This window comes from Nocardioides sp. cx-173 (genome assembly GCF_021117365.1).
GTDB lineage: Bacteria > Actinomycetota > Actinomycetes > Propionibacteriales > Nocardioidaceae > Nocardioides.
Genome location: NZ_CP088262.1, coordinates 2,840,731 through 2,866,945, shown reverse-complemented (window position 1 = coordinate 2,866,945; position 26,215 = coordinate 2,840,731). Strand labels below are relative to the sequence as shown.

30 protein-coding genes are annotated in these 26,215 nt (G+C 72.0%); 13 read left to right on the top strand and 17 right to left on the bottom strand.

Going from position 1 to position 26,215, the window contains the following annotated elements:
- Window positions 1–373: 373 nt before the first annotated feature.
- Both LQ940_RS13910 and LQ940_RS13905 read left to right on the top strand, forming a co-directional pair.
- Window positions 374–1,711, top strand: coding sequence for an HNH endonuclease signature motif containing protein (locus LQ940_RS13910; protein WP_231244900.1), 1,338 nt, complete (start codon window positions 374–376; stop codon window positions 1,709–1,711).
- 121 nt (window positions 1,712–1,832) lie between these two features.
- Window positions 1,833–3,014 (top strand): zinc-dependent alcohol dehydrogenase, encoded by a 1,182-nt coding sequence (locus LQ940_RS13905; RefSeq protein WP_231244901.1) that lies wholly within the window; start codon window positions 1,833–1,835, stop codon window positions 3,012–3,014.
- Window positions 3,015–3,018: 4 nt separating this feature from the next.
- Here LQ940_RS13905 and LQ940_RS13900 read toward each other — a convergent pair whose 3' ends face one another.
- A complete protein-coding gene (locus LQ940_RS13900; protein ID WP_231244902.1) occupies window positions 3,019–4,080 on the bottom strand; it encodes an NAD-dependent epimerase/dehydratase family protein in 1,062 nt (353 codons plus the stop codon).
- 110 nt (window positions 4,081–4,190) lie between these two features.
- Here LQ940_RS13900 and LQ940_RS13895 point away from each other — a divergent pair, with 110 nt between their 5' ends.
- Window positions 4,191–4,619 (top strand): CBS domain-containing protein, encoded by a 429-nt coding sequence (locus tag LQ940_RS13895; RefSeq protein ID WP_231244903.1) that lies wholly within the window; start codon window positions 4,191–4,193, stop codon window positions 4,617–4,619.
- 38 nt (window positions 4,620–4,657) lie between these two features.
- Here the strand turns inward: LQ940_RS13895 and LQ940_RS13890 are convergent, their stop codons facing one another.
- From LQ940_RS13890 to LQ940_RS13865, 6 genes are all read right to left on the bottom strand, one after another.
- Complete coding sequence (locus LQ940_RS13890; RefSeq protein WP_231244904.1) at window positions 4,658–5,713, bottom strand: YihY/virulence factor BrkB family protein; 1,056 nt, start codon at window positions 5,711–5,713, stop codon at window positions 4,658–4,660.
- Window positions 5,710–5,859 carry a hypothetical protein gene (locus LQ940_RS13885; protein ID WP_231244905.1) on the bottom strand — a complete coding sequence of 50 codons (150 nt, stop codon included), beginning with the start codon at window positions 5,857–5,859 and terminating at the stop codon, window positions 5,710–5,712. Before LQ940_RS13885 ends, LQ940_RS13890 begins: the two co-directional genes overlap by 4 nt.
- A 42-nt stretch (window positions 5,860–5,901) precedes the next feature.
- Window positions 5,902–6,714 (bottom strand): septum formation family protein, encoded by an 813-nt coding sequence (locus tag LQ940_RS13880; RefSeq protein ID WP_231244906.1) that lies wholly within the window; start codon window positions 6,712–6,714, stop codon window positions 5,902–5,904.
- Window positions 6,714–7,529 (bottom strand): septum formation family protein, encoded by an 816-nt coding sequence (locus LQ940_RS13875; protein ID WP_231244907.1) that lies wholly within the window; start codon window positions 7,527–7,529, stop codon window positions 6,714–6,716. The genes LQ940_RS13880 and LQ940_RS13875 overlap by 1 nt, the downstream gene beginning before the upstream one ends.
- 62 nt (window positions 7,530–7,591) lie before the next feature.
- Window positions 7,592–8,077 (bottom strand): flavodoxin family protein, encoded by a 486-nt coding sequence (locus LQ940_RS13870; protein ID WP_231244908.1) that lies wholly within the window; start codon window positions 8,075–8,077, stop codon window positions 7,592–7,594.
- A 7-nt stretch (window positions 8,078–8,084) separates the two neighbouring features.
- Window positions 8,085–8,231, bottom strand: coding sequence for a DUF1059 domain-containing protein (locus tag LQ940_RS13865; RefSeq protein ID WP_231244909.1), 147 nt, complete (start codon window positions 8,229–8,231; stop codon window positions 8,085–8,087).
- A 111-nt stretch (window positions 8,232–8,342) separates the two neighbouring features.
- Between LQ940_RS13865 and LQ940_RS13860 the strand changes: the two genes are divergently transcribed.
- The 3 genes from LQ940_RS13860 (at window position 8,343) to LQ940_RS13850 (ending at window position 10,585) form a co-directional block, all read left to right on the top strand.
- Window positions 8,343–8,843, top strand: coding sequence for a hemerythrin domain-containing protein (locus LQ940_RS13860; RefSeq protein ID WP_231244910.1), 501 nt, complete (start codon window positions 8,343–8,345; stop codon window positions 8,841–8,843).
- Between the two features lie 76 nt (window positions 8,844–8,919).
- Window positions 8,920–9,195, top strand: coding sequence for a response regulator transcription factor (locus tag LQ940_RS13855; RefSeq protein ID WP_231244911.1), 276 nt, complete (start codon window positions 8,920–8,922; stop codon window positions 9,193–9,195).
- Window positions 9,196–9,223: 28 nt separating this feature from the next.
- Complete coding sequence (locus LQ940_RS13850; protein WP_231244912.1) at window positions 9,224–10,585, top strand: cation:proton antiporter; 1,362 nt, start codon at window positions 9,224–9,226, stop codon at window positions 10,583–10,585.
- Between the two features lie 4 nt (window positions 10,586–10,589).
- Here the strand turns inward: LQ940_RS13850 and LQ940_RS13845 are convergent, their stop codons facing one another.
- The 3 genes from LQ940_RS13845 to LQ940_RS13835 all read right to left on the bottom strand — a co-directional run bounded on the left by LQ940_RS13845 (window position 10,590) and on the right by LQ940_RS13835 (window position 12,454).
- A complete protein-coding gene (locus LQ940_RS13845) occupies window positions 10,590–11,387 on the bottom strand; it encodes a sigma-70 family RNA polymerase sigma factor (RefSeq protein ID WP_231244913.1) in 798 nt (265 codons plus the stop codon).
- A 118-nt stretch (window positions 11,388–11,505) separates the two neighbouring features.
- A complete protein-coding gene (locus LQ940_RS13840) occupies window positions 11,506–12,105 on the bottom strand; it encodes a methyltransferase (protein WP_231244914.1) in 600 nt (199 codons plus the stop codon).
- Between the two features lie 169 nt (window positions 12,106–12,274).
- On the bottom strand, window positions 12,275–12,454 hold the full coding sequence (locus LQ940_RS13835; RefSeq protein ID WP_231244915.1) for a hypothetical protein: 180 nt from the start codon (window positions 12,452–12,454) through the stop codon (window positions 12,275–12,277).
- Between the two features lie 238 nt (window positions 12,455–12,692).
- On the opposite strand from LQ940_RS13835, the gene leuA reads away from it, so the two are divergent.
- Window positions 12,693–14,435 (top strand): 2-isopropylmalate synthase, encoded by a 1,743-nt coding sequence (gene leuA, locus LQ940_RS13830; protein ID WP_231244916.1) that lies wholly within the window; start codon window positions 12,693–12,695, stop codon window positions 14,433–14,435.
- Window positions 14,436–14,490: 55 nt separating this feature from the next.
- Here the strand turns inward: leuA and LQ940_RS13825 are convergent, their stop codons facing one another.
- The 6 genes from LQ940_RS13825 to LQ940_RS13800 all read right to left on the bottom strand — a co-directional run bounded on the left by LQ940_RS13825 (window position 14,491) and on the right by LQ940_RS13800 (window position 20,555).
- On the bottom strand, window positions 14,491–15,975 hold the full coding sequence (locus LQ940_RS13825; protein ID WP_231244917.1) for an FAD-dependent oxidoreductase: 1,485 nt from the start codon (window positions 15,973–15,975) through the stop codon (window positions 14,491–14,493).
- A gap of 93 nt (window positions 15,976–16,068) precedes the next feature.
- Window positions 16,069–17,652, bottom strand: coding sequence for a phytoene desaturase family protein (locus LQ940_RS13820; RefSeq protein ID WP_231244918.1), 1,584 nt, complete (start codon window positions 17,650–17,652; stop codon window positions 16,069–16,071).
- A 7-nt stretch (window positions 17,653–17,659) separates the two neighbouring features.
- Entirely contained in the window at window positions 17,660–18,100 is a 441-nt protein-coding gene (locus LQ940_RS13815) for an SRPBCC family protein (protein WP_231244919.1), read from the bottom strand.
- Window positions 18,097–19,053, bottom strand: coding sequence for a TIGR03557 family F420-dependent LLM class oxidoreductase (locus LQ940_RS13810; RefSeq protein WP_231244920.1), 957 nt, complete (start codon window positions 19,051–19,053; stop codon window positions 18,097–18,099). Before LQ940_RS13810 ends, LQ940_RS13815 begins: the two co-directional genes overlap by 4 nt.
- The gene (locus LQ940_RS13805; protein ID WP_231244921.1) at window positions 19,050–19,658 is read right to left on the bottom strand and encodes a flavodoxin family protein; all 609 of its coding nucleotides are present in this window, start codon (window positions 19,656–19,658) and stop codon (window positions 19,050–19,052) included. Before LQ940_RS13805 ends, LQ940_RS13810 begins: the two co-directional genes overlap by 4 nt.
- Before the next feature lie 51 nt (window positions 19,659–19,709).
- Complete coding sequence (locus LQ940_RS13800; RefSeq protein WP_231244922.1) at window positions 19,710–20,555, bottom strand: sigma-70 family RNA polymerase sigma factor; 846 nt, start codon at window positions 20,553–20,555, stop codon at window positions 19,710–19,712.
- 172 nt (window positions 20,556–20,727) lie between these two features.
- Here LQ940_RS13800 and LQ940_RS13795 point away from each other — a divergent pair, with 172 nt between their 5' ends.
- Window positions 20,728–21,690 (top strand): iron-containing redox enzyme family protein, encoded by a 963-nt coding sequence (locus LQ940_RS13795; protein ID WP_231244923.1) that lies wholly within the window; start codon window positions 20,728–20,730, stop codon window positions 21,688–21,690.
- Window positions 21,687–21,902: a CDGSH iron-sulfur domain-containing protein gene (locus LQ940_RS13790; protein WP_231244924.1), complete on the top strand. Its 216-nt coding sequence runs from the start codon at window positions 21,687–21,689 to the stop codon at window positions 21,900–21,902. Before LQ940_RS13795 ends, LQ940_RS13790 begins: the two co-directional genes overlap by 4 nt.
- 16 nt (window positions 21,903–21,918) lie before the next feature.
- Here the strand turns inward: LQ940_RS13790 and LQ940_RS13785 are convergent, their stop codons facing one another.
- A complete protein-coding gene (locus LQ940_RS13785) occupies window positions 21,919–22,086 on the bottom strand; it encodes a hypothetical protein (RefSeq protein ID WP_231244925.1) in 168 nt (55 codons plus the stop codon).
- Between the two features lie 48 nt (window positions 22,087–22,134).
- On the opposite strand from LQ940_RS13785, the gene LQ940_RS13780 reads away from it, so the two are divergent.
- The 4 genes from LQ940_RS13780 (at window position 22,135) to LQ940_RS13765 (ending at window position 26,211) form a co-directional block, all read left to right on the top strand.
- Window positions 22,135–22,992: an alpha/beta fold hydrolase gene (locus tag LQ940_RS13780; protein WP_231244926.1), complete on the top strand. Its 858-nt coding sequence runs from the start codon at window positions 22,135–22,137 to the stop codon at window positions 22,990–22,992.
- Between the two features lie 16 nt (window positions 22,993–23,008).
- Window positions 23,009–23,737 carry a DNA repair protein RecO gene (gene recO, locus LQ940_RS13775; RefSeq protein ID WP_231244927.1) on the top strand — a complete coding sequence of 243 codons (729 nt, stop codon included), beginning with the start codon at window positions 23,009–23,011 and terminating at the stop codon, window positions 23,735–23,737.
- Between the two features lie 9 nt (window positions 23,738–23,746).
- Window positions 23,747–24,529, top strand: coding sequence for an isoprenyl transferase (locus LQ940_RS13770; RefSeq protein ID WP_231244928.1), 783 nt, complete (start codon window positions 23,747–23,749; stop codon window positions 24,527–24,529).
- 95 nt (window positions 24,530–24,624) lie between these two features.
- Window positions 24,625–26,211: a sensor histidine kinase gene (locus LQ940_RS13765; protein WP_231244929.1), complete on the top strand. Its 1,587-nt coding sequence runs from the start codon at window positions 24,625–24,627 to the stop codon at window positions 26,209–26,211.
- Window positions 26,212–26,215: the final 4 nt, after the last annotated feature.

Sequence of the window (26,215 nt, the reverse complement as noted above, 5' to 3'; positions counted from 1 at the left end):
AGCCCGGGGTACGGCGGTCGGGCCGCGGGGGTCTCGAGGCTCAGGCGCCAGGGCGCCTTCATACCTCGACCACCGAGGCCTTTCGGTGGTCGAGGTGTGAGGAGCGTCAGCGCTTGTCCTGAGGTGCGAGCGCAGCGAGCCTCGAAGGGACGAGCCTCGAGACCCGGTGAGTCGGGAAGCAGCCCGGGGGTACGGCGTCGGTGGCGGGGGTCTCGAGGCTCAGGCGTTGCACGCCTTCGCACCTCGACCACCGAAGGGGCTTTGCACGCCTTCACACCTCGACCACCGACGGGTTGAGAAAGTTCTCAGAGCCCTGTGGGCAAAGGGGATTCTCGGGCCCTCGACTGTCGGTGGCGGGTGCTTGAGTAGTCCTATGCCCAGCACCCCCGCCGACCTCCTGCAGGTCATGCGCGCCACCACCGCGACCGCGGTCGCGGTCGAGCTGGAGCGGCTGCACGCGGCGCTGGACTGGTGCGAGATCCACGCCACCGACGACGAGGACGACGCCGCGTTCGGTGACCACGGCATCCCGCTGGCCGGGCCCGGGGCACCCATGGTCAGCGAGTTCGCGGTCATGGAGCTCGGCGCCGCCCTGGGCATGTCGACCGACTCCGCCAAGCGGTACGTCGGCGCCGCCCTCGAGATCAAGTACCGCCTCCCACGGATCTGGGCCCGCGTCGAGGCCGGTCAGCTCGGGTTCTGGAAAGCCCGGTGGATCGCCGAGCACACCAGGTGCCTACCCCTGGCCGGCGCGGCGTTCGTCGACGCCCGGGTGGGCTACTGCGCGCACAAGGTCTCCTACGCCGAGGTCGAACGACAGATCACCACCGCGATCGCACGGTTCGACCCCGAGCAGGCCGAGAAGCTACGCCGCCAAGCCGCGGACGGGCGCAAGCTCGACGTGCACAAGGACGACATGTCCCTCGAGGGCACCATCGAGGTATCCGGGACTTTGGATGCGCAGGACGCCCTCGACCTCGATGCCGCGATCAGCCGGCTCGCCGCAGACCGCAAGGCCGCCGGCTCCACCGAGTCACTGGATGTGCGACGCGCCCAGGCCGCCGGTGACCTCGCGCGCGGGCAGGACACGCTGTCCTTGGGTGATCAGGACGGTGAGGGTGGTTTCGAGGCTCCCTTCGAGGCTCGCGAGCTCGCACCTCAGGACGAGCGCTTCGCTCGCACCTCAACCACCGAGAAGAGCATCAAGATCACCCGGGTCATCGACCTGCACGTGCATGAGGCTGGGGTGTTCGGGGACCCGAACGCGCTCGTCGGGCGGGCAGGGCGCAAGCCGGTGCTGCTCGAGACCATCCGCGAGTGGTGTGGGGCACCCGGCACCACAGTCATCAACGTCAAGCCCGTGCGGAACCTCGCCGAGCACATTCACGTCGCCGGCTACGAGCACCCCGACCGCCTCGTCGAGCAGGACGACCTCGTCGATCACCACTGCGTGTTCCCCTGGTGCACCCGACCCGCCGAACGCTGCGACCACGACCACGTCACCCCCTACAACAAGGGCGGACCGACCTGCTCCTACAACTCCGCACCACTGTGTCGCGGGCACCACCGCCTGAAGACCCACGGCCGCTGGACCTATGACGTCCTGGACCGTGGCAGCTACCTGTGGCACTCACCCCACGGACACGCCTACCGCCGCGACCACACCGGCACCGAACCACTCCCGCCACCGCCCGGACACCGGCGAACCTGACCGCCCCACACCCCGCCACCCGCGGGGCCGAAGGCGTGTCCGGACCCCGGTCGTGGGCATGGAGGGCCGTCTGTCGGGTACCGGCAGGACCCGTCCGCAAACACCGAACGAGGAGAAGTTGATGAAGGCAGTGACGTGGCAGGGCCCGAGGGACATGCGGGTAGAGGACGTTCCCGACCCGCAGATCGTCGACCCGACCGACGCGGTGATTCGCGTGACCACGACCGGCCTGTGCGGGTCCGACCTGCACCTCTACGAGCCGCTGGCGCCGTTCATGACGCCGGGCGACGTCGTGGGGCACGAGCCCATGGGCATCGTCGAGGAGGTAGGACCGGACGTGCGCGACCTCAAGGTCGGCGACCGGGTCGTGGTGCCCTTCAACGTCAGCTGCGGCTCGTGCTGGACCTGCTCGCGGGGGCTGCACAGCCAGTGCGAGACCACGCAGAACCGCGAGCACGGCACGGGTGCGAGCCTGCTCGGCTACAGCAAGCTCTACGGCCAGGTGCCGGGCGGCCAGGCGGAGTTCCTCCGGGTGCAGTTCGCCGACTTCCTGCCGGTGAAGGTGCCGGAGGGTCCCTCGGACGACCGCTTCGTCTACCTCTCCGACGTGCTGCCCACCGCCTGGCAGGGCGTGCGGTACGCCGACGTGCCCGACGGCGGCACGCTGCTGGTGCTGGGCGCGGGCCCCATCGGCGACATGGCGACGCGCATCGCGCTGCGCGAGGGCAAGCGGGTCATCGTGGCCGACCGCGTCCCCGAGCGGCTGGCTCGCGTGGCGGCGCTGGGGGCGGAGACGATCGACATCGACGCGGTCGACGACCTGGGGACCGAGGTACGCGACCGGACCGACGGGCGAGGAGCCGACTCGGTGATCGACGCCGTCGGCATGGAGGCCCACGGCAACCCGGTGGCGGAGAAGCTGATCAAGGCCGTCGGCCTGCTGCCCGACAAGCTCGCTGAGCCGCTCATGCTGAAGGCCGGGTTCGACCGGCTGGCCGCCCTGCACAGCGCGATCGACGCCGTGCGGCGTGGCGGGACGGTCTCGCTGTCCGGCGTCTACGGCGGCGCGGCCGACCCGATGCCGCTGTTCCAGATGTTCGACAAGCAGCTCCAGCTGCGCATGGGACAGGCCAACGTCCGGCGCTGGACCGACGACATCATGCCGCTGCTCGTCGACGACAGCGACCCGCTCGGCACCGAGAGCTTCGCGACGCACCGACTGCCGCTGAGCGACGCACCGGAGGCCTACGCCAAGTTCAGGGCCAAGGAGGACGGGATGATCAAGGTGGTCTTCACGCCCTGACCGGTCACGGCTCGGGGCGGCGCGCGACCGGACCGACCCGCAGGCTGCGCCGCAGCGACCGCGCCACCGTGCGCGGACGCAGCGGCGCAGTCGTGTCGGAGGCGCGCTCGCGCATCCCGGCGATGACCTCCTCGAGCACCGCGGGCGCGTCGGTCCGCGGCTCCCAGCCGAGGACGTCGCGCGCGCGGGTCGGGTCCAGCAGGGGGACGTGGTAGGCCAGGTCGATCCAGCCCGGGTCGACCGGCTGCAGCCGGGCGTGCCACGACAGTGCGGCCGCGCGCCGTACGACGGAGGCCGGCACCTGCACGTGACGCGCGCCCAGCGCGCGGCAGAGGTGCTCCACCGTGATCGCGGTGGGCGCCGCCAGGTTGAACGCGCCGCCTGCCGTCGACGACAGCACGCGCACCAGGGCGTCGGCCACGTCGTCGGCGTGCACCATGGGGATCGACAGCGCGCGGTCGAGCGGGAGGACCGGCACGGCGCGCAGCGCGAACGACGGCACGAGGGCCGGCAGCCCGTAGCGCAGCAGCGCGCTGCCCGCGCTGCGCTGCCCCACGATGCCGGGCCGCATCCGCGCCACGACGAGGTCGGGGTGCTCGGCCTCGACGCGGTCCAGCAGGCGCTCGGCCGCGACCTTGTGCGCGCTGTACGGCGAGCCGGGGATCCCCTCGGTCGGGTAGCTCTCCCGCACCGGGTCCGGGCCGCTGCGCGGGGAGTAGGCGCCGACCGACGACAGGTGCACGAGATGCGGGACGCCGGCCGCCGCGGCGGCCTCGGCGACCTGACGGGTGCCGCCGACTCCGAGCCGCTCGAGGTAGTCGAGGTCGTGCGAGGGCTGGAAGCCCCAGGCCAGGTGGACGACCGCGTCGGCGCCGCGGAAGGTCTGCCTCAGCAGAGGAGCGCAGTCCTCGGTGAGGTCCGCCCGCACCCACGTGACCGGGTCCGTGCCGGCGGGTCGGCCGACGGGACGCCGTACGACGCCGACGAGGTCGTGGCCTTGCCCGGAGAGGGCGCGGAGCAGTGCGGAGCCGATGTTCCCGGAGGCGCCGGTGATGACGATGCGCATGGCGACCGGTGCCCCGGGCCCGCGGCCCCATGCGCCGGCATACGGCTCCCGGCACGGGGTACCGGCGGCGCCACCCGGGCAACGGTGCCCGGCGGAGGAAAGGAGAACCCATGACCACCGCACGCGACATCATGTCGGGCAGCGCCGACTGCGCCCGCACCAGCGACACCCTCGTCGACGCCGCGAGGAAGATGCGCGACCTCGACGTCGGGGCGCTGCCGATCTGCGGCGACGACGACCGGCTGCAGGGGATGATCACCGACCGTGACATCGTCGTCCGCTGCGTGGCCGACGGCGCCGACCCCAGCGCCATCTCCGTGCAGGGGTACGGCGGGGAGAAGCCGGTCACGATCGGGGCCGACGACTCGGTCGAGGAGGCGCTGCGCACGATGACCGAGCACGGCGTACGCCGTCTGCCGGTCATCGACGGTCACGACCTGGTCGGGGTGCTCAGCCAGGCCGACATCGCGAAGAACCTCTCCGACGACCAGACCGCCCAGCTGGTCGAGGCGATCTCCAAGGCGCCCGCCAACAACTGACGGCCACCGACTGGCGGTGCGGGCGGCGCCGCGGCGACTCAGTGGTCCCCGTGGCGCCGTCCGTGCCGGACCCGCAGTGCGCGCCCGCGGCGGATGTCCTCGAGCTCCTTCTTGCGGGACTTCTCGATGTTGCGGGTGTCGCGCGGCGGCAGCTGGATCTCCTCCTCGGCGGCGATGCCCGACTGCAGCTCGCGGCCGCGCTCCAGCTCGGCGTCGAGCTCGGCGCCGAACAGCAGCGCCAGGTTGGTCAGCCACAGCCACAGCAGGAACGCGATGACGCCGCCCAGCGTGCCGTAGGTCTTGTCGTAGGACGAGAAGTTGGCGACGTAGAAGCCGAAGGCGGCCGACAGGATGATCCAGGTGACGATCGCGAGCACGGCGCCCACGCTGACCCAGCGGAACTTCGGCTGCTTGACGTTGGGCGTGGCGTAGTAGAGCAGCGCCACGATCAGTACGACGACCACGAGCAGGACGGGCCACTTGGCGATGTTCCAGATCGTCACGACGGTGGAGCCCAGCCCGATCGCGTCGCCGACGGCCTGGGCGACCGGACCGGTCATGATGAGGGCCAACAGCACGAGGGCGACCAGGATCACCAGGACGACGGTGAGCAGCAGCATCGCCGGACGCAGCTTCCACACCGGGCGGCCCTCGGGCATCTCGTAGATCCGGTTCATGGCGCGCCCGAAGGCGACGACGTACCCGCTGGCCGACCACAGGGCGCCGGCGAGGCCGAGGACGAGCGCCAGTCCGGCGCCCTGCGACCGGCTCAGCTCGAGCAGCGGGTCCCGCACGCTGTCAACCACGGAGGCCCCACCCAGGTCGCCGACGATGTCGAGCACGGTCTGGACGGCCTTGGGTCCCTGGTCGACCAGGCCCAGCACCGAGGTGAGGGCGACGACGGCCGGGAACAGCGCCAGCACGGAGTAGTAGGTCAGCGCCGCCGCGAGGTCGGTGCACTCGTCGTCGGTGAACTCACGCACGGTCTTGCGCACCACGTAGAGCCACGAGTGCTTGCTGATGTCCGTGGGGGAGTCGACCTTCCCGTCGTCCGGATCGGCCTCGGCGGACGCGGTCGGGTCCCGGTCGGTCATGGCACGACGCCTATCTGGGAGATGCCGCCGGGCTGGTCGCCGTAGTCGGTGTCCTCACCCTCGCGCAGCCCGATGAACAGCAGGATGGCACCCACCACGATGAAGACGACGACACCCCAGATGACAAGAATTCGGCGGCGATCCATGCCGTTCCGGTACCCGCGGGCACCACGGCCATGCCGGCAGGTTCAGTCCGGAGCCCAGCAGCGGCCGTAGGTCTGGCCGGCCTGCCACTGCTCGCGGGTGGGCCACTCGTAGCCCCACTGGTAGTTGAGCGCGTCGTCGGCGACCTCGCGTCCGGCGTCCTCGCACGGAGCCTGGCCACGCTCGCGCACGACCGCCGCGCCCGGGTAGCGGCCGGAGCCGAGGTCGACGATGCGGATCGCGCGCCAGGAGTGCGGGGCCGAGCACAGCACCCGCTCGAAGTCGGGGGAGTCGGGCTGCGCGGTGCCGCACATGCCCCACCGGTTGCGGCCCTGCGGGGTGTCCAGCACCCCCGCGAGCCGGCCCGTCAGCGGCGCGAGCCGGTCCTGCCCGGCGACGGCGATCACGTCGCAGCGGTACCAGGAAGCGCCAGCGTCGGCCTGGGCCAGCGTGGGGGTGAACCACACGGGGCGCAGCATGCTGAGCCGTACGTCGTCGCGGGTGCCGCCCACCAGCCCGCCCAGGCGGCGCTGGCAGGTCGCGGCGATGTCGGCCAGCACCCGGTCGGAGTCGACGGCGAGCAGGTGGCCGTCGACGAGCGTGTCCAGACGGCCGACGAGGTAGGTCATCGCGGTGTGCTCCTCGGAGCACGCGACCTTCTGGGCCTGGCTGGTCGCGGCCAGGGCCGCCTCGAACGTCATCTGGTAGCAGGCACCCTGGGCCGGACCGGGTACGGCGGTCGCCGTCGCCTTGGGGGTCGGCGTCGGGTCGGCGCCGGGATCGGTCTCGTCGCCGCTGCACCCCGCGCTCAGCGCGAGCAGCAGGGCGACGACGGCGGAGCTCAGGGCACGGCGCATCAGTCGGGGGTCTTCGCCCAGCAGACCGAGCGTCGGTTGCCCGCCTCCCACTCGGCCTCGTGGAACCAGGTGTAGGCGAAGTCGTAGTTCACGGGGTAGTTGAGCCAGGCGCCGACGGCGGTGGAGCAGAAGTCGCGGGTCTTCACCTCAACCACCCGGTCGCCGGGGTAGGGCTCCTCGGGCTCGCCGAGCTTGATCGCGCTCACCGCGCGCCAGTCGTGCGGCTCGTTGCACGGGGTCCGCGGGGAGCCGGTGACGGACTGCCCGGCGACACAGACCATCCAGCGGTCCTGGGGCCGCCCGAGAAGCAGTCCCTCGGCGGTCGTGGGCAGGGTGACGAAGCGATCGCTCTGCTCGCCGCCGCCCACCACGTCGCAGCGGTACCACCGCGCGCCGTCCTCCCACGCCTTCTCCGAGGGCCGGAACCAGGCCCAGTTGACGACCGTGCGCATCACCATGCTCTCGTCGGCGCCCAGGAACTTCAGGAACTTCGCCGAACACGTGCGGTAGGCGAACTCGCCGAGCGACGGGTCATCGCGCGCCACGTCCTCGAACTCCTCCGGCAGCTCACCGACGGCGTAGGTCTGGGCGGTGTGGCGCTCGGTGCAGTCGACGGTCCGGGTCGCGTTGCTGGCCTGCGCCACGTCCTCGGGGCTCAGCACCCGGCAGGCGCCGAGCTCGGGCACCTCGACGGAGTCGACCTGGTCGGGGTCGGTGTCACCGCCCTGAGCGGCCTCGCCGCAGGCGCTCAGCAGCAGCGCGACGAGCACCCCCAGCGTCGCTAGGGGCGCGAGGCGACGCGGACGGTACGACAACGCGGGGCCCCTTCCCGGACGACGGCGGCGGACCTCCGATCCTACCTGCGGGGCGCCGCGCATCAGGTGGCGATCAGCGCCGCAAGCGTCCCGCCGAGCTCGTACGCCGCCGCGCGCTCCGCCTCGCCGACCTCGCCGATCACCTCCAGCACCTCCGCGGACCTGACCCAGGGCAGGGCCCCGACGATCGAGGTCACCGAGCGCACGGCGCCGGTCGTGTCGTAGCGCCCGTGCACCCAGAGCCCGTAGGGCCGCCGCCCGCCGCCGGCCGACGCGGCCGACCCGTGGTCGCCGAGCGCCCCACCGGCCTCGAGGAAGATGCGGTCGAAGAAGTGCTTGAGCGCGCCCGACATGTACCCGAAGTTGGCCGGCGTTCCCAGCAGGTACCCGTCGGCCGCGAGCACGTCGTCGGCGCGCGCCTCGAGAGCCCCGCGGACCACGACCTCGACGCCCTCGATCGCGTCGTCGTGGGCGCCGGCGAGCACGGCGTCGGTCAGCGACCGGACCGTGTCCGTCGGGGAGTGGTGGACGACCAGCAGTCGCGCCATGGCGCCGTCAGGTCGCCATGAACAGGATCATGTCGCGCTCGTACTCGCGGCCCGGGTGCGCCTCGGCGAGGTGGGCCTGGGTCCGCTCGACGAGCTCGTCCTCGTCGGCGCCGGTGATGGTGGTGCCGCACGGGCACGACAGTCGCGTCTTCATGGGCCCACTGTGCCATTGCCTGCGCCCCGGGCTGCCCCGCCGCGGCGGCATGACCCCGTCCGTCCCCGGGTACCTGGGGGCGCCACCCGCCCGACTCCGTGAGGAACCGCCATGTCGACCGACGCCATCGTCCTGCTCAAGAACGACCACAAGGAGATCCTGCGGACCTTCGCCGCCTTCGAGAAGGCGGGGGAGCAGGCTCACGCCGAGAAGGGCCGACTCGTCCAGAAGATGATCGAGCTGCTCACCGTGCACACCTACATCGAGAACGAGATCATGTACCCGCGCGTCCGTGAGCTCCTGCCCGAGGTCGAGGACGACGTCCTGGAGTCCTACGAGGAGCACCACGTCGCCGACGTGCTGGTGATGGAGCTCGCCGCGATGAAGCCGGACGCCGAGCGGTTCACCGCCAAGACCACCGTCCTCATCGAGAACGTGCGCCACCACATCGAGGAGGAGGAGGACGAGTGGTTCCCGAAGGTCCGCGAGGGCCTCGGACGCAAGGTGCTGCAGGAGATGGGCGCGGACATGATCGAGGCGAAGAAGAAGGCGCCCCGCTCCCCGACGCAGCCGAGCGCGCTCAAGAAGACGATCGACGCGGTGATCGCCTGAGGCGGAGGCCATTTCCACCCGAACGGGTGAGCCCACCTGCTATCGAGGACCGGCCCGGTGCTGACAGGGTTGGAGTGTGAGCAGCACCGAGAGCGGCCCGGCGCCGGAGGGCACGGAGGTTCCCTCGACGTCCACGACCGACCTGTCCGCACGAGAGTCCGAGATCGTCGCCCTGATCGTCCAGGGCCTCTCCAACCAGGAGATCGCCGAGACCGTCTTCCTGAGCATCAACTCCGTCAAGACCTACATCCGCACCGCCTACCGCAAGATGGGCGTGACGCGGAGGTCGCACGCGGTGGTGTGGGCGATGCAGCACGGCTTCGCACCGGAGGTCCCGGCCGACGACGACTGAGTGGGAGAGTCCGTAGGGTGAGCCCCCGATGACGGACGCCCTGACCTACCTCGTCGCGGGCCTGTGCCTGCTGCTGGCCGTCGTTCTCCCGCAGGCGCTGCGCTCGCTCGCCATCTCCGCTCCGATGGTCCTGGTGGGCATTGGGCTGGTGATCGGGCTCTTCCCGCTCTCCGGCGAGTTCGCCCTGGATCCGGTGGACGACGAGCTGGTCATCCTGCACGTCACCGAGCTCACCGTCCTGGTGGCGCTGATGGGCGTCGGGCTTGCCCTGGACCGGCCACTGCGCCCGCGTGAGCTGCGCACCTGGGGCCACTGGTCCCCGACCTGGCGCCTGCTCGCGATCGCCATGCCGATCACGATCGGCGCCATCGCGGTGCTCGGCTGGTGGGCAGCCGGTCTTGCTCCAGCCGCGGCGCTGCTCCTCGGGGCGGCGCTGGCGCCGACCGACCCGGTGCTGGCCTCGGACGTGCAGGTGGGCGGACCGATGCTGGCCGACGACCTCGAGGAGCTCGAGCAGGGCCTGGCCGAGGAGGACAGCGACACGGTGGAGCGCCTGGACGAGGTCCGCTTCGCGCTGACGTCGGAGGCGGGGCTCAACGACGGGCTGGCGTTCCCGTTCGTCTACCTGGCGATCCTGCTCGCGGCCGGTGGCTTCGGCCTGGCGGAGTTCGGAGAGTGGGTCGGCTGGTACCTCGTCGGCAAGGTCACCCTCGGCGTGGCGGTCGGCGTGGGCGCCGGCTGGCTGCTCGGCAAGGTGGCCTTCCGCTCGTCTCGTCCCTCACTCCGGCTCGCCGAGCAGGGGGAGCCGCTGCTGGCGCTCGCGGCGCTGCTGGCGTCGTACGGCGCCGCGGAGCTGGTCGGCGGCTACGGCTTCCTCGCGGTCTTCACCTGCGCGATGGCCATGCGCGCCTCCGAGCGCCACCACGACTACCACCGCGCCATGCACGAGGTCGTGGAGCGGCTCGAGCGCCTGTTCACGCTCGCCGTGCTGCTGTTCCTCGGGATCGCGACGACCCGAGGGCTGCTCAGCGAGCTCACCTGGGCCGGGGTGCTTGTGGGGGTGGCGGTGATCTTCGTGATCCGTCCGCTCGCGGGGCTGGCGTCGCTCTCGCTGCGGCTGCGCTCGAAGGACCGCCCCGGTGGCCTGGACAGGGGCGACCGGGTGGCGGTCGCGTTCTTCGGGGTACGCGGGGTCGGCTCGCTGTACTATCTGGCCTACGCCGCGGGGGAGGCGGAGTTCGACGAGCTGCGCTGGCTGTGGTCGACGGTGGGCTTCACCATCGTGCTGTCGGTGCTCGTGCACGGCGTCACCGCCAAGCCGGTCCTGGCCCGGATCGACCGGCGCCGCGGGGCCGAGGGTCCCGGGCTGGCCGGGCAGCAACCGCCGTAGCCGGTCAGGCCACGGCTTGCAGGTCGACGCCGAGCTCGGTGCGTAGCCGGGCGATGAGCCGGGTCAGCCGGCGCGAGATCGTCATCTGCGTGACGCCGATGGCCTCACCGATCTGCTGCTGGGTCATGCCCTGCGCGTAGGTCATCGCGAGCAGCCGCACCTCGTCGCGCGAGAGGTGCTTGAGGACTGGCGCGAGGAGCGCGCGCGCCTCGGCTGCGTCCTGCGCGCCCGAGTCGTCGACCGTCAGGAAGTCCGAGAGCGACTCCATGCTGTCGGCCTCGACCGCCTGGTCGATCGAGATCGGCTGGAAGCAGACGGCCGCACTCAGCGCCTCGGTGACGTCGTCGATGTCGAGGTCGAGACGCTCCGCGATCTCACGGGGCGTCGGCGGCCGGCCGTCGACGGTGCCCTGCTTGTGCTCGGCGATCACCCGCGACTGGATCTCCTGGATTCGGCGCGGCGGACGGATGGTCCAGCCGTGGTCGCGGAAGTAGCGCTTCACCTCGCCGGTCATGGTCGGCACGGCGTAGGAGAGGAAGTCCCGGTCCATCGTGTGGTCGAAGCGCTGGGCGGCCCGCACCAGGGCCAGGCAGGCGACCTGCTCGAGGTCCTCGACCGGCACGCCGCGGTTCTGGTAGCGCCGCGCGATGGCGTGCGCCACCTGGATGTTGAGGACGACGATCTGCTCGATCACCGCCTCCCGCTCCCGCTCGTCGAGGTCAGGGAAGGTCGCGAAGAGCCGAGCCGTCTCCTGGCTTCGGAACTCTCTCGGGACCGTGCGCCCCAATGCCGTGATCGTCATGAACTCCCTCGATGTCGTGTCTTTACGAGAGTGACCCCGTGTGCTTGCTGCCCGACACACCCCCGAGGGTGAGGGCTCCCTGAGGGGCCCACCCACAGGGGTGAGGGCGGTGGTCGGTCTAGGCGACGCGGTCGAACCTGGCGACGACTCCTCGCTCTCCGTCGCGGATCTCGACCAGCCGCAGGCTGTCAGCGCATCCCTCCGCGGACAGGCGCTGCGCCTGGTCCGAGGAGCCGAGCTGGATCAGCACGTGCCCTCCGTCGGCGACCCGCTCGGCCGCGACCGCGAGGCAGAGCCGAGCCACGCTCAGGCCGTCCTCGCCACCATCGATGGCCAGGAGCGGGTCCTCGGGGAAGCGCTGGGTCTCGGCCGCGGGCACCCAGGGCGGGTCGGCGATCACGACGCCGAACTGCTCTGACGGCACGACCTCGGCGAGGTCGCCGCAGTGCACCTCGACATCGTCGGCCAGGCCGGCCATGGAGGCGTTGACCTGGGTCAGCTCGCAGGCCGCCGGGTTGAGGTCCACACAGACGAGCGGGCGGTTGGCCAGCCACACGGCCAGGAGCCCGATGTGACCGGCGCCGGCGCACAGCTCGAGTACCCGACCCACGGGGGCGTCGGGGATCAGCTCGGCCGCCCACTGCGACTGCATCGCCGTCCAGGGTCGCGGGGTCAGCACACGATCGTCGTACTCGATCGTGAGTTGGCTGAAGTCCATACGCTGCCGCCCCGTCATGACCGGCCGGTGCCCCAAGGCCCAGCAGGCATGCAGCGGCCCGCCAACTGCTCCGTCGCCATCTCAGGGACGGCGGCGCAGCATCGAGACGCCTGCCCACACGGCGAGCGGTACGCCGACCAGGAGGACCGCCGCCACCATCCAGTCGCCGTCAGACATCGGCCGGGACGTCCGTCGCGACCGCGGCCGGCAGGCTCATCGCCGTCCGGTTGAGCCGCCGCTCCGAGCCGATGACGGCGAGACGCGCCGACAGGTAGCCGCCGACGACCCCGACCAGAACGGCGACGGCGACGGCGAGGGTCAGGACGAGGGGCCAGTCGAGTGGGGTCACGTGCATCCTCCCAAGATGTAGGTGCTCCCTTCCTGCCCGCGCTGCGACGCCGTCAAACCACCCTCTTATCGCTTCCACCCGATCGGGGGAGGCAGCGGTTGCGGTACAGTCCTCGCGTCATGACGATGCGCCAGCTTCTCCTTCGCTGCCGCAGCGAGGTCTGAGCCAGAGCCGGACCCCCTCGCTGCGGAGTGAGGCGTGCGACCGGCCGACATCGGCACCAGACCCGCGAGGAACCATGACCGACACCCAGCACCGCAACCCCCAGCAGCCCAGCCCCATGCCGTTCGGGCGCTACGAGCCGTTCACCCCCGTCGCGGTCGCCGACCGCACCTGGCCGGACCGGGCCATCACCCAGGCGCCGCGCTGGTGCGCGGTCGACCTGCGAGACGGCAACCAGGCGCTGATCGACCCGATGTCGCCGGCGCGCAAGAAGACGATGTTCGAGCTCCTGGTGGCCATGGGCTACAAGGAGATCGAGGTCGGCTTCCCCAGCGCGAGCCAGACCGACTTCGACTTCGTCCGCCAGCTCATCGAAGAGGACCTGATCCCCGACGACGTCGTGATCCAGGTCCTCACCCAGGCGCGCGAGGAGCTCATCGGGCGCACCTACGAGGCCATCGCCGGGGCGAAGCAGGCCATCGTCCACCTCTACAACTCCACCTCCACGCTGCAGCGGCGCGTGGTGTTCGGGCTGGACATGGACGGCATCACCGACATCGCCGTCCAGGGCGCCCGGCTGTGCCGGAAATACGAGGAGACGATCCCGGAGACGCAGGTCTTCTACGAGTACAGCCCCGAGTCCTACACGGGCACCGAGCTGGAGTTCGCCGTACGCGTCTGCAACGAGGTGCTGGAGGTCTTCGAGCCCACGGCCGACAAGCCGGTGATCATCAACCTGCCGGCGACCGTCGAGATGGCCACGCCCAATGTCTACGCCGACTCCATCGAGTGGATGAACCGCCACCTCGCCCACCGCGAGCACGTCGTCCTGTCCCTGCACCCGCACAACGACCGCGGCACGGCCGTCGCCGCGGCGGAGCTGGGCTACCTCGCCGGCGCCGACCGCATCGAGGGCTGCCTGTTCGGCAACGGCGAGCGCACCGGCAATGTGTGCCTGGTCACGCTCGGGCTCAACCTGTTCAGCCAGGGCGTCGACCCGCAGATCGACTTCTCCGACATCGACGAGATCCGCCGCACCGTGGAGTACTGCAACCAGCTGCCGGTCGCCGAGCGCCACCCCTACGGCGGCGACCTGGTCTACACCGCCTTCTCCGGATCCCACCAGGACGCCATCAAGAAGGGCTTCGAGGCCATGGAGCGCGACGCGGCCGCCGCGGGCGTGGGCGTCGACGAGCAGCCGTGGGCCGTGCCGTACCTGCCGATCGACCCCAAGGACGTGGGCCGCAGCTACGAGGCGGTCATCCGGGTCAACAGCCAGTCCGGCAAGGGCGGGGTGGCCTACATCCTCAAGGCCGAGCACAAGCTCGACCTGCCGCGACGTGCCCAGATCGAGTTCAGCCGGGTGATCCAGCAGCGCACCGACGCCGAGGGCGGCGAGGTGTCTCCCGACGAGATCTGGGGCGTGTTCCGCAGCGAGTACCTCGACCGCGAGGCGCCGCTGCGGCTCAACTCGGTGCACACCAGCTCCGCCGAGGGCGAGAAGGACGCGCTGAGCGTCAACGTCTACGTCGACGGCGAGGTCCGCACCCTGGAGGGGTCCGGCAACGGACCGATCGCGGCGTTCGTCAACGCGATCAACGAGCTGCCCCGCACCGGGCTCGGCGGCGGCTTCGACGTCCGGGTGCTCGACTACCACGAGCATGCGCTCTCCTCGGGCGGCGACGCCATGGCGGCGGCGTACGTCGAGTGCGCGGTCGGCGACCAGATCCTCTGGGGCGTCGGTGTGGACGCCAACATCGTGACCGCCTCGCTGAAGGCGGTCGTGAGCGCGGTCAACCGCGGCGCCACCACCCTCTGACCGCTGACCCGTCAGAAACTTTCTGACGGGTCAGCGGGGTGGGGGTCCGCAGCAGCTAGGCCCGACGGAGCCCGCAGACCGCGGGTCCCTCGACGACCTCGCCGTCCGGGCCGAAGCGGGAGCCGTGCAGGGGGCAGTCCCAGCTGCGCTCGGCGTCGTTGAAGCGCACGATGCCGCCCAGGTGGGTGCAGACCGCCGACAGCCGGGCCGGGCGACCGTCCACGGTCGCCTCGGCGGTGGGGACGCCTAGGTGGTCGTAGCGGACCCGGCCCGTGCCCTCCTCGGGGGTCTCGCTCGCCGGGCGCAGCGGGCGCAGCCAGCCCCGGGCCATCTCGAAGCCGACCTCGCCGTTGATCCGCAGGTGCTCCGGCGCCCCGGAGACCTCGTGGCGGCTCCACGTGCGCATCACCCGCGCCCACTCCATGTGCCCGCCGAGGATCTCGGCGGCGAGGGCCAGCGCGGCCGCGACGCCGTTGGTCATGCCCCACTTGGAGTAGCCGCCGGCGACCAGGATGCGCTCCTGACGGGGGACCAGCGGGCCGACGTAGGGCAGCGCGTGCGCCGGCACGTAGTCCTGCGCCGACCAGGCGTGGGTCTCCCGGGCGCCGGGATAGTGCTCGGCGGTCCACCGGCGCAGCGAGTCCAAGCGGGTGGACTCGGGGGCACCCCGGCCGGTGGTGTGCCCCGCGCCGCCGACGAGCAGCAGCGAGCCCTCCGCGGTGGGGACGTCGCGCAGCGAGCGCGACGGCGCGTCCGCGGAGAGGTACATGCCGTCGACGCGCGGCTGGTCGGTGGCGAACGCGATGCCGTAGGAGCGCGCCGGGTGGGCGCGCGCGAAGAACCCGCCGCGGTCCAGGATCGGCATGTTGGTCGCCACGACGAGGCGGTCGGCGACCATCGTGCCGGACTCGGTCTCGACCCGGACCCGGTCCTCCGAGCGGACCTTGAGCACCCGCGCACCCTCCACGATCCGGACCCCGTGTGCCGTCGCCTGCTCGGCCAGGGCGTGCAGCAGCTCCATCGGGTCCAGCTGCAGCTGGTCGTCCAGGCGCACTGCCCCGGCGGTGGGGAAGGGGAGGTCGAGCTCGTCCTGCCAGGTGGCGTCGAGGCCTGCTCGCCGGGCCAGGGTGAGCTCACGCATTGCGGCGGTCCGGCCGCGGCTGCCGTGGGCGTAGGTGTAGGCCGGGCGGCGCTGTACGTCGACCTGGTGGTCGTCGCAGAAGCGGGCCACCCACGCCTGCGCCTCGGTGTTGGCGACGACGTAGTCGCGCACGACGTCGGCGGCGTGCCGCTGGGCGATCTGCGAGAGCTGGGTCCCCTGGAGGAGGCTGACCTTGGCGGTCGAGCGGCCGGTGGTGCCGTGCCCGACGTACTCCGCCTCGAGGAGCGTCACCGACCGTCCGGCACGCCCCAGCAGCAGGGCCGTCGTGAGACCGGTGATGCCCCCGCCGACCACCACCACGTCCGCGTGCCCCTCCACGGGCTGCTGCTCGAGGTCGTGCGCGGGGTGCCGGTCCTGCCACAGGGAGACGAGTGCCATGGGCTCCGGTCCCCGGGCCAGCCCAAATGATGCAGCGCCGCCGCTGCGGGGGTTTCGAGGCTCGCTTCGCTCACACCTCAACCACCGCGGGGGTCAGCGGCGCAGGCGGCGCAGGCGGTGGTGAAGGAGGGCGGCGCGGGCGGCGTTCATGCCGGGGGCGCCGTGCACGCCGCCGCCGGGGTGGGCGGAGGCCGAGCCGAGGTAGAGCCCGGCGATGCCGGTCTCGGGTCGTCCACGCAGGCCGGGCACGGGACGTAGGAAGAGCTCCTGGTGCAGCTGCGAGGTGCCGCCGTTGATGGCGCCGCCCACCAGGTTGGCGTTGCGGCGCTCCAGCTCGTGCGGCCCCAACACCCGTCGGGCGCGGATCCGCACCCCGAAGCCGGGGGCGAGCCGCTCGATGCGGGCCTGGATCCGGTCCGCGAAGCGCTCCAGGTCCGAGGCGTCCCACGCGCCACGCACCTCCTCGCCGGCGTCGCGCACCATGCGGCCCGGCTGGGGCACGTGCGTGTAGGCCCACATCGACTCGGTGCCGACGGGGGAGCGGGTGGGGTCCGCGGTGGTCATCTGGCCCGCCAGCAGGAAGGGTGCCGCCGGCAGCACGCCCGCCGCGACCTGGCCGGTGGCCTCGTTCATCTGCGGGACCGAGTCGCCCACGTGGAAGGTGCCGGGCGCGTACGGCGGGGCGCTAGCCCACGGGACCGGCCCGTCGAGCGCCCAGTCGACCTTGACCGTGCCCGGGTCCAGCTGGAAGTTGCGCATCCCGCGGCTCACCCGCTCGGGGAGGTCGACCTCGGGCACCAGGCCGCCGAACAGGCGCGACGCGATCACGTCGGCGACCACCGCGCGCCCGGCGTCGTGACGGCGCCCGTCGGTGGTGAGCGCCGCGACCGCGCGACCGTGCTCGACGACGACCCGCTCCACCTCCGCATCGCACCGGATCTCGCCGCCCTTGGACTCGAGCCGACGCGCGAGTGCCTCGGTGAGCCGCCCGGCGCCACCCTCGGGCACCGGGAAGCCCACGGTCTGGCCGAGCATCGTCATCAGGATCCCGAAGACCCCGGAGCCTGAGCCGTCCAGGGGCAGGTCCGCGTGGCCGGCGTTGCCCGCGAGCAGCAGCCCGGGAGCGGCGCCACCGAAGCGGTGGCGCAGGTCGGCCGCGGGGGTGAGCAGGGTCCGGACCAGCTCCAGACCACCGGCCGCCCGCAGCCGGGTCAGCATCGAGACCCCGGCCCGCACCGGGGGGAACGGCGTGAGCAGTCCGTCGATGAGCGGGCCGCCGATGCGGTCCCAGCTCTCGCAGAGGTCCAGCCACAGCCGGCCGTCCCCTGCGTGCTGCTCGTCCATGAGCGCAGCCGTCACCTGGCGATCGCGGTGCAGCACCGCCCACTGCCCGTCGGGGGTCGGGTGGCCGAGGACGGCCGGAGCGTGCCGCCATCGCAGGCCGTGCTCCTCCAGCCGGAACGATTTGATGCCGCTCGATGCGGCCGCCAGCGGGTAGAAGGCGCTGAAGGTGTCGTGCACGAAGTCGGAGTCGAGCTCGCGGTCGCTGCGGACGGCGCCGCCGACGGTCGGCTGTGCCTCGAGGACCAGCACCGACCAGCCGGCGTCGATCAGCCGGTTGGCGGCGACCAGCCCGTTGGGCCCGGCGCCGACGACGACCGCGTCGTGCCGGCTCACGGTCGCCTCATCGGGCGGCCCGGCGCTCGCACAGGTAGGCGAGGCGGCGCAGCGACTCGACGTTGCGCCAGGCCAGCAGCGGGTCCTGCAGGGGCTTGGGGATGAGCATGGCGGGCCCGCTGACGGCGTTCTCCTCCATCACGATGCGGGTCTCGGCGCCGACGGGCTCGAGGTGCAGCGTCACGTCGGCCTCGCCGGTGGGCCAGGCGCGGGCGCGCAGACGCAGCATCCGCAGCGGCCGGCACTCCTCGACCTCGGTGTCGTCGTCGATGAGCGCGGGCCACGCGCCGACCGAGTGGTGCAGTCGCGCCCCCACCTCGGGCCAGGTGTCGTCGACGTCGCGCATGCGCGAGGCCCCCACGACCCACAGCGGGTACAGCCAGCCGTCGCTGAGGACCTCCCAGACCTGCTCCGGCGTGGCGTGGACCGTGCGCTCGTTGGTGCTCATCCATCGCTCCTCAGGGTGGGAAGGACGTCGCGGCCGTAGGCCTCGATCATGTCGCGGAAGTGGGGTCCCATGTTGGCGACGTAGACCTCGTCGAAGCCGGCGTCGCGATACTCGCGCAGCTGGGCGAGGTGCGGCTCCAGGTCGGGACCGGCGACCACGCTCTCGGCCGTCGCCTCTCGGGTGACCAGAGTGGACGCCTGCTCGAAGTGGCGCACCGAGGGCAGCACCTGGGAGAGCTCGCCGGGCAGTCCGGAGTTGGCCCACAGGCGGTGGGCGTGGTCGATGCCCTCGTCCTCGGTCTCGGCCCAGGCGACCTTGCAGCCGGCCTGCGCCGGCTTGCCGCCGGTCGCGTCCTTGAAGCGGCGCACCATCTCCGCGTCGGGCGTGGTGGACATGAAGCCGTCGGCGAACCGGGACAGGTCGTCGACCGCCTTGGGGCCGAAGCCGCTGACGTAGATGGGCGGAGGGCTGGCGGGGCGCGTGTAGATCCGCGCGTTGCTGACCTCGTAGTGGGTGCCGCGCGTGGTCACGAAGTCCCCCTCCCACAGGCGCCGGATGAGCCCCACCGCCTCCTCGAGCATCTCCATGCGCACGTCGTACGACGGCCAGGCGTCGCCGAGCACGTGCTCGTTGAGGGCCTCGCCGGTGCCGACGCCGAGCACGAACCGCCCGTCGAGCATCACCGACGCGGTGGCCGCGGCCTGGGCGATCACCGCGGGGTGGAGGCGCACGGTAGGGCAGGTGACCGCGGTCGTGACGGGCAGCGAGCACGCCTGCGACAGGGCGCCGATGACGCTCCAGACGAACGGACTCTGGCCCTGCTCGTCGTTCCAGGGGTGGAAGTGGTCGCTGATCCACAGGGCCTCAAAGCCGGCGCGTTCGGCGGCGACCGCCTGCTCGACCAGCTCGGCGGGGGTGTACTCCTCGCAGGAGAGGAAGTAGCCGATCTTCATGTCGCGGGGTACTCCTCGCTCTTCAGCAGCCGAGCCAGGTGGGTGGCGTTGGCGGCGGCGGTCTTGGTCGTCGTGCGGGTCTTCTCCGGGCTGGGGTCCAGGTCCTGGTAGTCCGTGGCCTGCATGGCCTCGCCGACCCAGTAGGTGCTGCCGTTGGCCGGGATGCTGAACCCGGTGTCGTTGAGCGCCTGCAGCAGCTCGGCGACCACGTGATGGGCGCCGTCCTCGTTGCCGACCACGGCGACCAAGGCGACCTTGCCGAAGGTCAGCATCCGGCCGAGCTCGTCGGTCTCGCCCAGCTCGGCGTCGAGCCGCTCGAGGACCATCTTGCAGACCGACGACGGCTGGCCCAGCCAGATCGGCGTGGCCATCACGAGGATGTCGGCGTCGAGCATCTTCTGCCGCAGGGCCGGCCACTCGTCGCCCTCGCCCTCGTCGGTCGTGACCCCGAACCGGACCCGGTGGTCGACGACCCGGACCACCTCGCCGGTGACCCCGAACGAGTCGAGCGCGTCGAGGACCTGGGTGCCGAGCAGCGTGGCGCTGGACTCGGTGGGCGACGGCTTGAGCGTGCAGGACAGCACGAGCGCGCGCAGGTCGGTCATGGCGCTCCGGTGCCCAGGTCGGTGGCCGTCATGCAGGCCACCCCGGCCGGCTCAGGCGCTCGCGCGGCGTGCGGGCGGGGAGAGCTCGTCTCCGATCTCGTGACGCAGGGTGCCGAGGATCCGGCTGAGCAGGCGGGAGACCTGCATCTGGGTCACGCCGAGGTCCCGGCCGATCTCCTCCTGGGTGAGGTCGTCGAAGAAGCGCAGGTGCAGGACGCGCCGGTCGCGCTCGGACAGTCGGCGTACGACGGGCGCCAGGGTGAGGCGGGCCTCGCTCGCGCTGATCTCGCGGTCGGTGGCCGGCAGCAGGTCGCCGATGCTGGTCGCGGAGTCGGCGGTGACGGGCTGGTCCAGCGAGGCGGGCTGGAAGGAGCCGAAGGCCTCGAGCGCCTCGCGGTACTCCTCCTCGGTGATGTCGAGCCGCTCCACGATCTCGCGGGACGTCGGCGTGCGGCCGAGCTCGCCCTCGAGCGACTCGATGGCCTGGTTGACGCGCCACTGGAGCTCCTGGACGCGCCGTGGCGGTCGGACGGTCCAGCCCCGGTCGCGGAAGTAGCGCAGCAGCTCGCCGCGGATGGTGGGGACCGCGAAGGTGAGCAGGTCGTTGCGGGTGTGGGGGTCGAAGCGGCGTACGGCCTTGGTCAGCCCCTCATAGGCGACCTGCCGCAGGTCCTCCCGGTCGACACCGCGGTCGTAGTAGCGCGAGGCCACGGACTCAGCGACCCCGCGGTTGATCACGATCACCTCGTCGAGCAGAGCACGGGTCTCGACGGGGTCGGTGGACTCGGCGGCGGCCGCCAGCAGCGCCGCGGTGCGCTCGCTGCGCTCGGCCCTGGTGAGCCCACGGTCGCCGTCGAGGCGCCGGGGTCCGCGCCGGGTGGTGGGTGCAGCTGGCATCAGGCGCCTCCTTCCCGAGATGAGGCTCGTTCCTCATCCCTTGCGACGCTAGGTCGGCTGCGCCGAGCCCTCGTCCACCCCAAGGGGTGCTTGGGTGAAATCACCCCGAGGGGTGGCGGACGCCATGTGTTCGTGGGTTTTCGGGCCCCTCCCGGGCGGGTACTGAGCGGGCATGATGCTTCCCAAGCCGCGCGGTCCGCTGAGCGCGGCGGTGTTCGAGTCGATGCGCGCCATCCCCGCCGAGCCCGTGGCCCGGACGCACCCGGAGGCCGACGGGCCCGAGGACGCCGCCATCACGCTGTGGGCCCTGTACGAGCTCGCCTACCGCGGCTTCGACGACGTCGACGAGACCGCGGAGTGGGACCCCGACCTGCTCGCCGTACGGCGTGGGCTCGAGGTGGACCTCGAGGCCCGGCTGCGGTCGCGCTGGGAGTCCTACACGAGCCCGCACGAGCCTCGCGACGACTTCGCCGACGACTTCTTCGCCTTCATCGGCGGGCACGACGGCCGCTCGCTCGCACGCTTCGTGCAGACCGAGGCCGACGAGCAGCAGGTCCTGGACCTCTTCCGCCTGCGCTCGGTCTACCACCTCAAGGAGGCCGACCCCACGGCCTTCGTCGTGCCCCGGCTGCCGACCGCACCCAAGGCGGCGCTGATGGAGCTGCAGTACGACGAGTACGGCTCCGGCGACCCCAACCGCCTGCACTCGCACCTGTTCGTGCGCGGGATGGAGGCCATCGGCCTGCGCTCCGAGTACGGCGCCTACGTCGACGACGTGCCGGTGGAGGTCCTCGAGCAGAACAACGCGATGTCGCTGCTCGGCCTGCACCGCCGCCTGCGCGGCGCCGCGCTGGGGCACCTCGCGGCCTTCGAGGCGACCAGCTCGCTGCCCTCGCGCCAGATGGCCCAGGGGCTCGACCGGCTGGGCTTGACCCGCGAGATGATCGACTACTACGACGAGCACGTCGAGGCCGACGCGGTGCACGAGCAGCTCGCGGTGCGCGCCATCTGCGGCGAGCTCCTGGCCGTCGAGCCGGAGCTGCGCGACGACGTCTACTTCGGCGCGTTCGCCTGCCTGGACCTGGAGGACCGGCTCGCCGAGCTCCTGCTCACCCGGTGGGGGGTCGTGACGTGAGCGACGTGCCGAGCTACGAGCACGCCGACGTCGTGCTCTGCCCCGGCGGCCCGATGCTGCTGCGGGGCAAGCACGTCATCCAGGACTCCACGGGCGAGCTGCACGAGACCACGCGCCGGGTGACCGCGCTGTGCCGGTGCGATAAGTCCGCGCGCAAGCCGTGGTGCGACGGGACCCACAAGCTGCTGCCCGAGAAGCTCACCCCGTCCTAGCCGGGTACGCCTAGCGCTACTCCTCGTCGCGCAGGTCCAGGTCGTCCTCGCCGCGCCGCTCCGCGCGGTTGACCTGCTCCTCCGGGGAGACGTCGAGGCGCTCCTCGACGTCGGCCGGGTTGAGGTTCTCGCCGGCGGGCGTGCCGCCGAGATCGATCGGTCGATCCTGTCCGTGAGTGCTCATGCTTCGCGGTACCCGGGCCGCGGCCCGGACATGCCTTAGCCTGCGGGCATGCTCGTCTCCGAACGCATCGGCCAGCTCTTCATCGACGGTGACCAGGGCCGGGACCGGCTGGAGTACACCGAGTACGGCGCCGGCGACGCCTGGGTGGTGCTGCTGCACGGCCAGCTGATGCCGCGCCGCATGCAGCAGCCGCTGGCCCGGGCGCTGGCCGCCGAGGGCCTGCACGTGGTCACCCTCGACCTGCTCGGCCACGGCCGCTCCGACCGCCCGGCCGACCCGCTCGTCTACTCGACGACCGCCTTCGCCGAGCAGGTCGTGGCGCTGCTCGACCACCTCGGGGCGCCGCAGGCCGTCATCGGCGGGACCTCGCTGGGCGCCAACGTCTCGCTCGAGGTCGCGGTGATCGCCCCCGACCGCGTGCGCGGCCTGATCTGCGAGATGCCCGTCCTGGACAACGCGCTCGAGGCCGGGATCCTGGCGTTCGGGCCGGTGCTGTTCTCCGCGCGGTTCCTGCCGTTCACGATTACCGCCGTACGGCGGCTGACCCGGCCGGTCCCGCGGGGGATCGTGCCGTTCTGGGCCGGCATCGTCCTGGACACCCTGGACCAGCGGGCCGACGCCCTGGCGGCGGTGGTGCACGGGCTGTTCTTCGGGCGGATCGCCCCGCCGTCGCGGCAGCGGCGCGGGATCCGGGTGCCGGCCCTGGTGGTGGGGCATCCGGCCGACCCGATCCACCCCGCGGCCGACGCCGCGATGCTGGCCGAGGAGCTGCCGGAGGCCACGTTCGTCCGGGCCGAGAGCATCCTGGAGTGGCGGCTGCGGCCGGAGCGGCTCAACGCCGAGGCGGCGACGTTCGCACTCCGCTGCTGGAAGGCGCCGCGTCGCGGCCGCCGCACGGCCACCTAGCAGGCAGAATGGGCGGGTGCCTCTCTACCGCGACGAGGCGATCGTCCTGCGCACCCACAAGCTGGGGGAGGCCGACCGCATCATCACCCTGCTGACCCGCAGCAACGGGCGCGTGCGCGCCGTCGCCAAGGGGGTACGCCGCACGACGTCGCGGTTCGGCTCCCGGCTGGAGCCGTTCACCCACGTCGACCTGCAGCTCGCCGAGGGGCGCAACCTCGACACGATCACCCAGGCCGAGACCAAGTCCGCGTTCTCCTCGGGTCTAGGCGCCGACTACGAGCGCTACACCGCGGGCACCGCCATGCTCGAGACCGCCGAGCGGCTGGTCTCGGAGGAGAAGCAGCCCTCGCTGCAGCAGTTCCTGCTGCTGGTGGGCGGCCTGCGGGCGATGGCGGCCGGCGAGCACCGGCCGGGACAGATCCTCGACTCCTACCTGCTCCGCTCGCTCGCGGTGGCCGGCTACGCGCCGTCGTTCGACGCGTGCGCCCACTGCGGGCTCGAGGGCCCGCACAAGTGGTTCAACCCGTCGATGGGCGGGATGCTGTGCACGACCTGCCGGCTGCCGGGCTCGGCCAACCCCTCGCCCCAGGTGATCGCGACGATGAGCGCCCTGCTCACCGGGGACTGGCCGGTCGTCGAGGCGGCGGACGCCCGGCAGCTTCGCGAGGCCAGCGGCCTGGTGTCGGCGTTCTTGCAGTGGCACCTCGAACGAGGCCTGCGCTCGCTGGAGCACGTCGAGCGATAGCGTCGCCCCGTGAAGCGAGCCGTCCGCAAGCCGACCCCGCACCCGTCGGGCGCGCGGCCACCCGCGATCCCCAAGGACCTGATCCCGGCACATGTGGCGATCGTCATGGACGGCAACGGCCGGTGGGCCAAGGAGCGCGGGCTGCCGCGCACGAAGGGCCACGAGCAGGGCGAGAGCTCGCTCTTCGACGTGGTCGAGGGGGCGATCGAGATCGGCGTGAAGGCGGTCTCGGCCTACGCCTTCTCGACCGAGAACTGGTCGCGCTCGCCCGACGAGGTCAAGTTCCTCATGGGCTTCAACCGCGACGTGATCCGGCGGCGGCGCGACGAGATGCACGAGCTCGGCGTCCGTGTGCGGTGGGCCGGCCGGGCGCCGCGGCTGTGGAAGTCGGTGATCCGCGAGCTGCAGGTCGCCGAGGAGCTCACGAAGGACAACGACGTGCTGACGCTCACGATGTGCGTCAACTACGGCGGCCGTGCGGAGCTCGCCGACACCGCCCGCCGGATCGCCCAGGAGGTGGCGGCCGGGCGGCTCAACGCCGACAAGGTCGACGAGCGGACCTTTGCTCGCCACCTCTACGTGCCCGAGCAGTCCGACGCCGACCTGGTCTGGCGCACGTCGGGGGAGCAGCGGCTGTCCAACTTCATGCTGTGGCAGGCGGCCTACAGCGAGCTGGTCTTCACCGACATCCTCTGGCCCGACGTCGACCGCCGCTCCCTGTGGCAGGCGATCGAGATCTACGCCGGGCGGGACCGCCGCTACGGCGGCGCCGAGCCGAACTTCACCTCCTAGCCCGTCGGGCTCGGCCCGGCGCGCGCACGTCGTGCTGGCTGGTGGTGGCGACTCTCTGCCAGGGTGTGCCAGAGGCCGAGCGGAGGGAGCCGCGCATGGCAGTGCGCGAGATCGGGACGGGTCGGGGGGACCTGACGAGCCCGTCCACAGCACCCGACCCCGTCGCCCGACCGGCGGTGTTCCAATCGCTGTGCGCCCTGCTGTTCGCCGTCGACCTGGCACTGCGCTTCCTCGGAGACATCGACAGCGGCCCCTGGCCCCGGGTCGGCGCCGGCCTGCTGGTGGTGGTGACGCTGGCGGCGTTCGTGCTGCCGTGGGACCGGCTGCCCGCGGCGAGCCCTGCGGTCCTGGCGGTCGCCGACCTGCTGGTCATCGGGCTGTTCCGGCTCGACGCGCAGGGCGGCGGCTCGGCCGTGCTCATGGTGCTGCCGGGGCTCTACCTCGGCCGCTACTACGGGCGCCGCGGCGTCGTGGTCACGGCGGTGGCGGCAGTCCTGCTCGTCGGGGTCCCGAACTTCCTCTACTTCGGCCTCGACGGTCCCAACGTCTCCCGCATGGTCCTCTCGCTCCTGGTCGCGGTCGTGGCCGCGATGGCGATGGCCGTGGCGGTCAGCCGGCTGCAGCACGAACGGCGGATCTCCGCGGCCATCCTCGACAGCGTCGACGTGGGGTTGGTGCTGTTGGACGCGGCGGGCACCTACCAGGCCTACAACCGCAGGCACGGAGACTTCATGCGGCTGGCCTACCCCGAGGGGCACGCCGGGATGGCCGGGCAGCTCGGCCTCGTCTACGACGCCGACGGGAGCACGGACGTCGCCACCCAGGACATGCCCTCGACGCTCGCCGCCATGGGGGAGGAGTTCGACGACGTCCGGATCTGGGTGGGCGACGACCCGGTGTCGCGCAGAGCGCTGTCGGTCTCGGCGCGGGCGGTCCGCGACGCGTCGGGCGACCTCGCGGGTGCGGCGCTCGCCTACACCGACGTCACGGAGCTCATGCGCGCGCTGGCGGTCAAGGACGAGTTCCTCAGCTCGGTCTCGCACGAGTTGCGCACGCCGCTCACCTCCATCCACGGGTACGCGATGCTGCTGCTCGAGCGTGCCGACCTCGACCCGCAGGTCCGCTCCCAGCTCGAGGTCGTGGTCCGCAACACCGAGCGGCTGCAGCGCCTCGTCGAGGACCTGCTGCACACCGGCCAGATCGACGACGAAGCGGTGTACTTCCGGCGGGTCGAGTGCGACCTGGTGCAGATCGTCCGGCAGGCCGTCCAGGCCGCCGAGCCCCACGCCCGCGACCGCGGCGTCACCCTCGGCCTGCGGACACCGCAGCGGCTGCTGCTCAGAGTGGACCCGCAGCGGATCGCCCAGGTCCTCGACAACCTGCTGTCCAACGCGATCAAGTACACCGAGCCGGGAGGCCGGGTCACCGTCGACCTCGGCACCGACGTCAACCGGGTCGAGATCGCCGTCACCGACACCGGCGTCGGCATCGACGCCGCCGACCGGGATCGCCTCTTCACGCGCTTCTTCCGGTCGCAGCACGCCGAGGAGCAGTCGATCCAGGGCGTGGGACTGGGGCTCAGCATCGCCCGCAGCATCGTCGAGGGCCACGGTGGCCGCATCGACGTCGACAGCGAGATCGGCCGCGGCAGCACCTTCCGGGTGCGGCTGCCCCTCGCCTAGTGGG

Excerpts from the sequence above, each read along its gene's own strand:
- LQ940_RS13910 (WP_231244900.1), top strand. The coding sequence starts at position 374 with ATGCCCAGCACCCCCGCCGACCTCCTGCAGGTCATGCGCGCCACCACC.
- LQ940_RS13905 (WP_231244901.1), top strand. The coding sequence starts at position 1,833 with ATGAAGGCAGTGACGTGGCAGGGCCCGAGGGACATGCGGGTAGAGGAC.
- LQ940_RS13900 (WP_231244902.1), bottom strand. The coding sequence starts at position 4,080 with ATGCGCATCGTCATCACCGGCGCCTCCGGGAACATCGGCTCCGCACTG.
- LQ940_RS13895 (WP_231244903.1), top strand. The coding sequence starts at position 4,191 with ATGACCACCGCACGCGACATCATGTCGGGCAGCGCCGACTGCGCCCGC.
- LQ940_RS13890 (WP_231244904.1), bottom strand. The coding sequence starts at position 5,713 with ATGACCGACCGGGACCCGACCGCGTCCGCCGAGGCCGATCCGGACGAC.
- LQ940_RS13885 (WP_231244905.1), bottom strand. The coding sequence starts at position 5,859 with ATGGATCGCCGCCGAATTCTTGTCATCTGGGGTGTCGTCGTCTTCATC.
- LQ940_RS13880 (WP_231244906.1), bottom strand. The coding sequence starts at position 6,714 with ATGCGCCGTGCCCTGAGCTCCGCCGTCGTCGCCCTGCTGCTCGCGCTG.
- LQ940_RS13870 (WP_231244908.1), bottom strand. The coding sequence starts at position 8,077 with ATGGCGCGACTGCTGGTCGTCCACCACTCCCCGACGGACACGGTCCGG.
- LQ940_RS13865 (WP_231244909.1), bottom strand. The coding sequence starts at position 8,231 with ATGAAGACGCGACTGTCGTGCCCGTGCGGCACCACCATCACCGGCGCC.
- LQ940_RS13860 (WP_231244910.1), top strand. The coding sequence starts at position 8,343 with ATGTCGACCGACGCCATCGTCCTGCTCAAGAACGACCACAAGGAGATC.
- LQ940_RS13850 (WP_231244912.1), top strand. The coding sequence starts at position 9,224 with ATGACGGACGCCCTGACCTACCTCGTCGCGGGCCTGTGCCTGCTGCTG.
- LQ940_RS13845 (WP_231244913.1), bottom strand. The coding sequence starts at position 11,387 with ATGACGATCACGGCATTGGGGCGCACGGTCCCGAGAGAGTTCCGAAGC.
- LQ940_RS13840 (WP_231244914.1), bottom strand. The coding sequence starts at position 12,105 with ATGGACTTCAGCCAACTCACGATCGAGTACGACGATCGTGTGCTGACC.
- leuA (WP_231244916.1), top strand. The coding sequence starts at position 12,693 with ATGACCGACACCCAGCACCGCAACCCCCAGCAGCCCAGCCCCATGCCG.
- LQ940_RS13825 (WP_231244917.1), bottom strand. The coding sequence starts at position 15,975 with ATGGCACTCGTCTCCCTGTGGCAGGACCGGCACCCCGCGCACGACCTC.
- LQ940_RS13815 (WP_231244919.1), bottom strand. The coding sequence starts at position 18,100 with ATGAGCACCAACGAGCGCACGGTCCACGCCACGCCGGAGCAGGTCTGG.
- LQ940_RS13810 (WP_231244920.1), bottom strand. The coding sequence starts at position 19,053 with ATGAAGATCGGCTACTTCCTCTCCTGCGAGGAGTACACCCCCGCCGAG.
- LQ940_RS13805 (WP_231244921.1), bottom strand. The coding sequence starts at position 19,658 with ATGACCGACCTGCGCGCGCTCGTGCTGTCCTGCACGCTCAAGCCGTCG.
- LQ940_RS13800 (WP_231244922.1), bottom strand. The coding sequence starts at position 20,555 with ATGCCAGCTGCACCCACCACCCGGCGCGGACCCCGGCGCCTCGACGGC.
- LQ940_RS13795 (WP_231244923.1), top strand. The coding sequence starts at position 20,728 with ATGATGCTTCCCAAGCCGCGCGGTCCGCTGAGCGCGGCGGTGTTCGAG.
- LQ940_RS13785 (WP_231244925.1), bottom strand. The coding sequence starts at position 22,086 with ATGAGCACTCACGGACAGGATCGACCGATCGATCTCGGCGGCACGCCC.
- LQ940_RS13780 (WP_231244926.1), top strand. The coding sequence starts at position 22,135 with ATGCTCGTCTCCGAACGCATCGGCCAGCTCTTCATCGACGGTGACCAG.
- LQ940_RS13765 (WP_231244929.1), top strand. The coding sequence starts at position 24,625 with ATGGCAGTGCGCGAGATCGGGACGGGTCGGGGGGACCTGACGAGCCCG.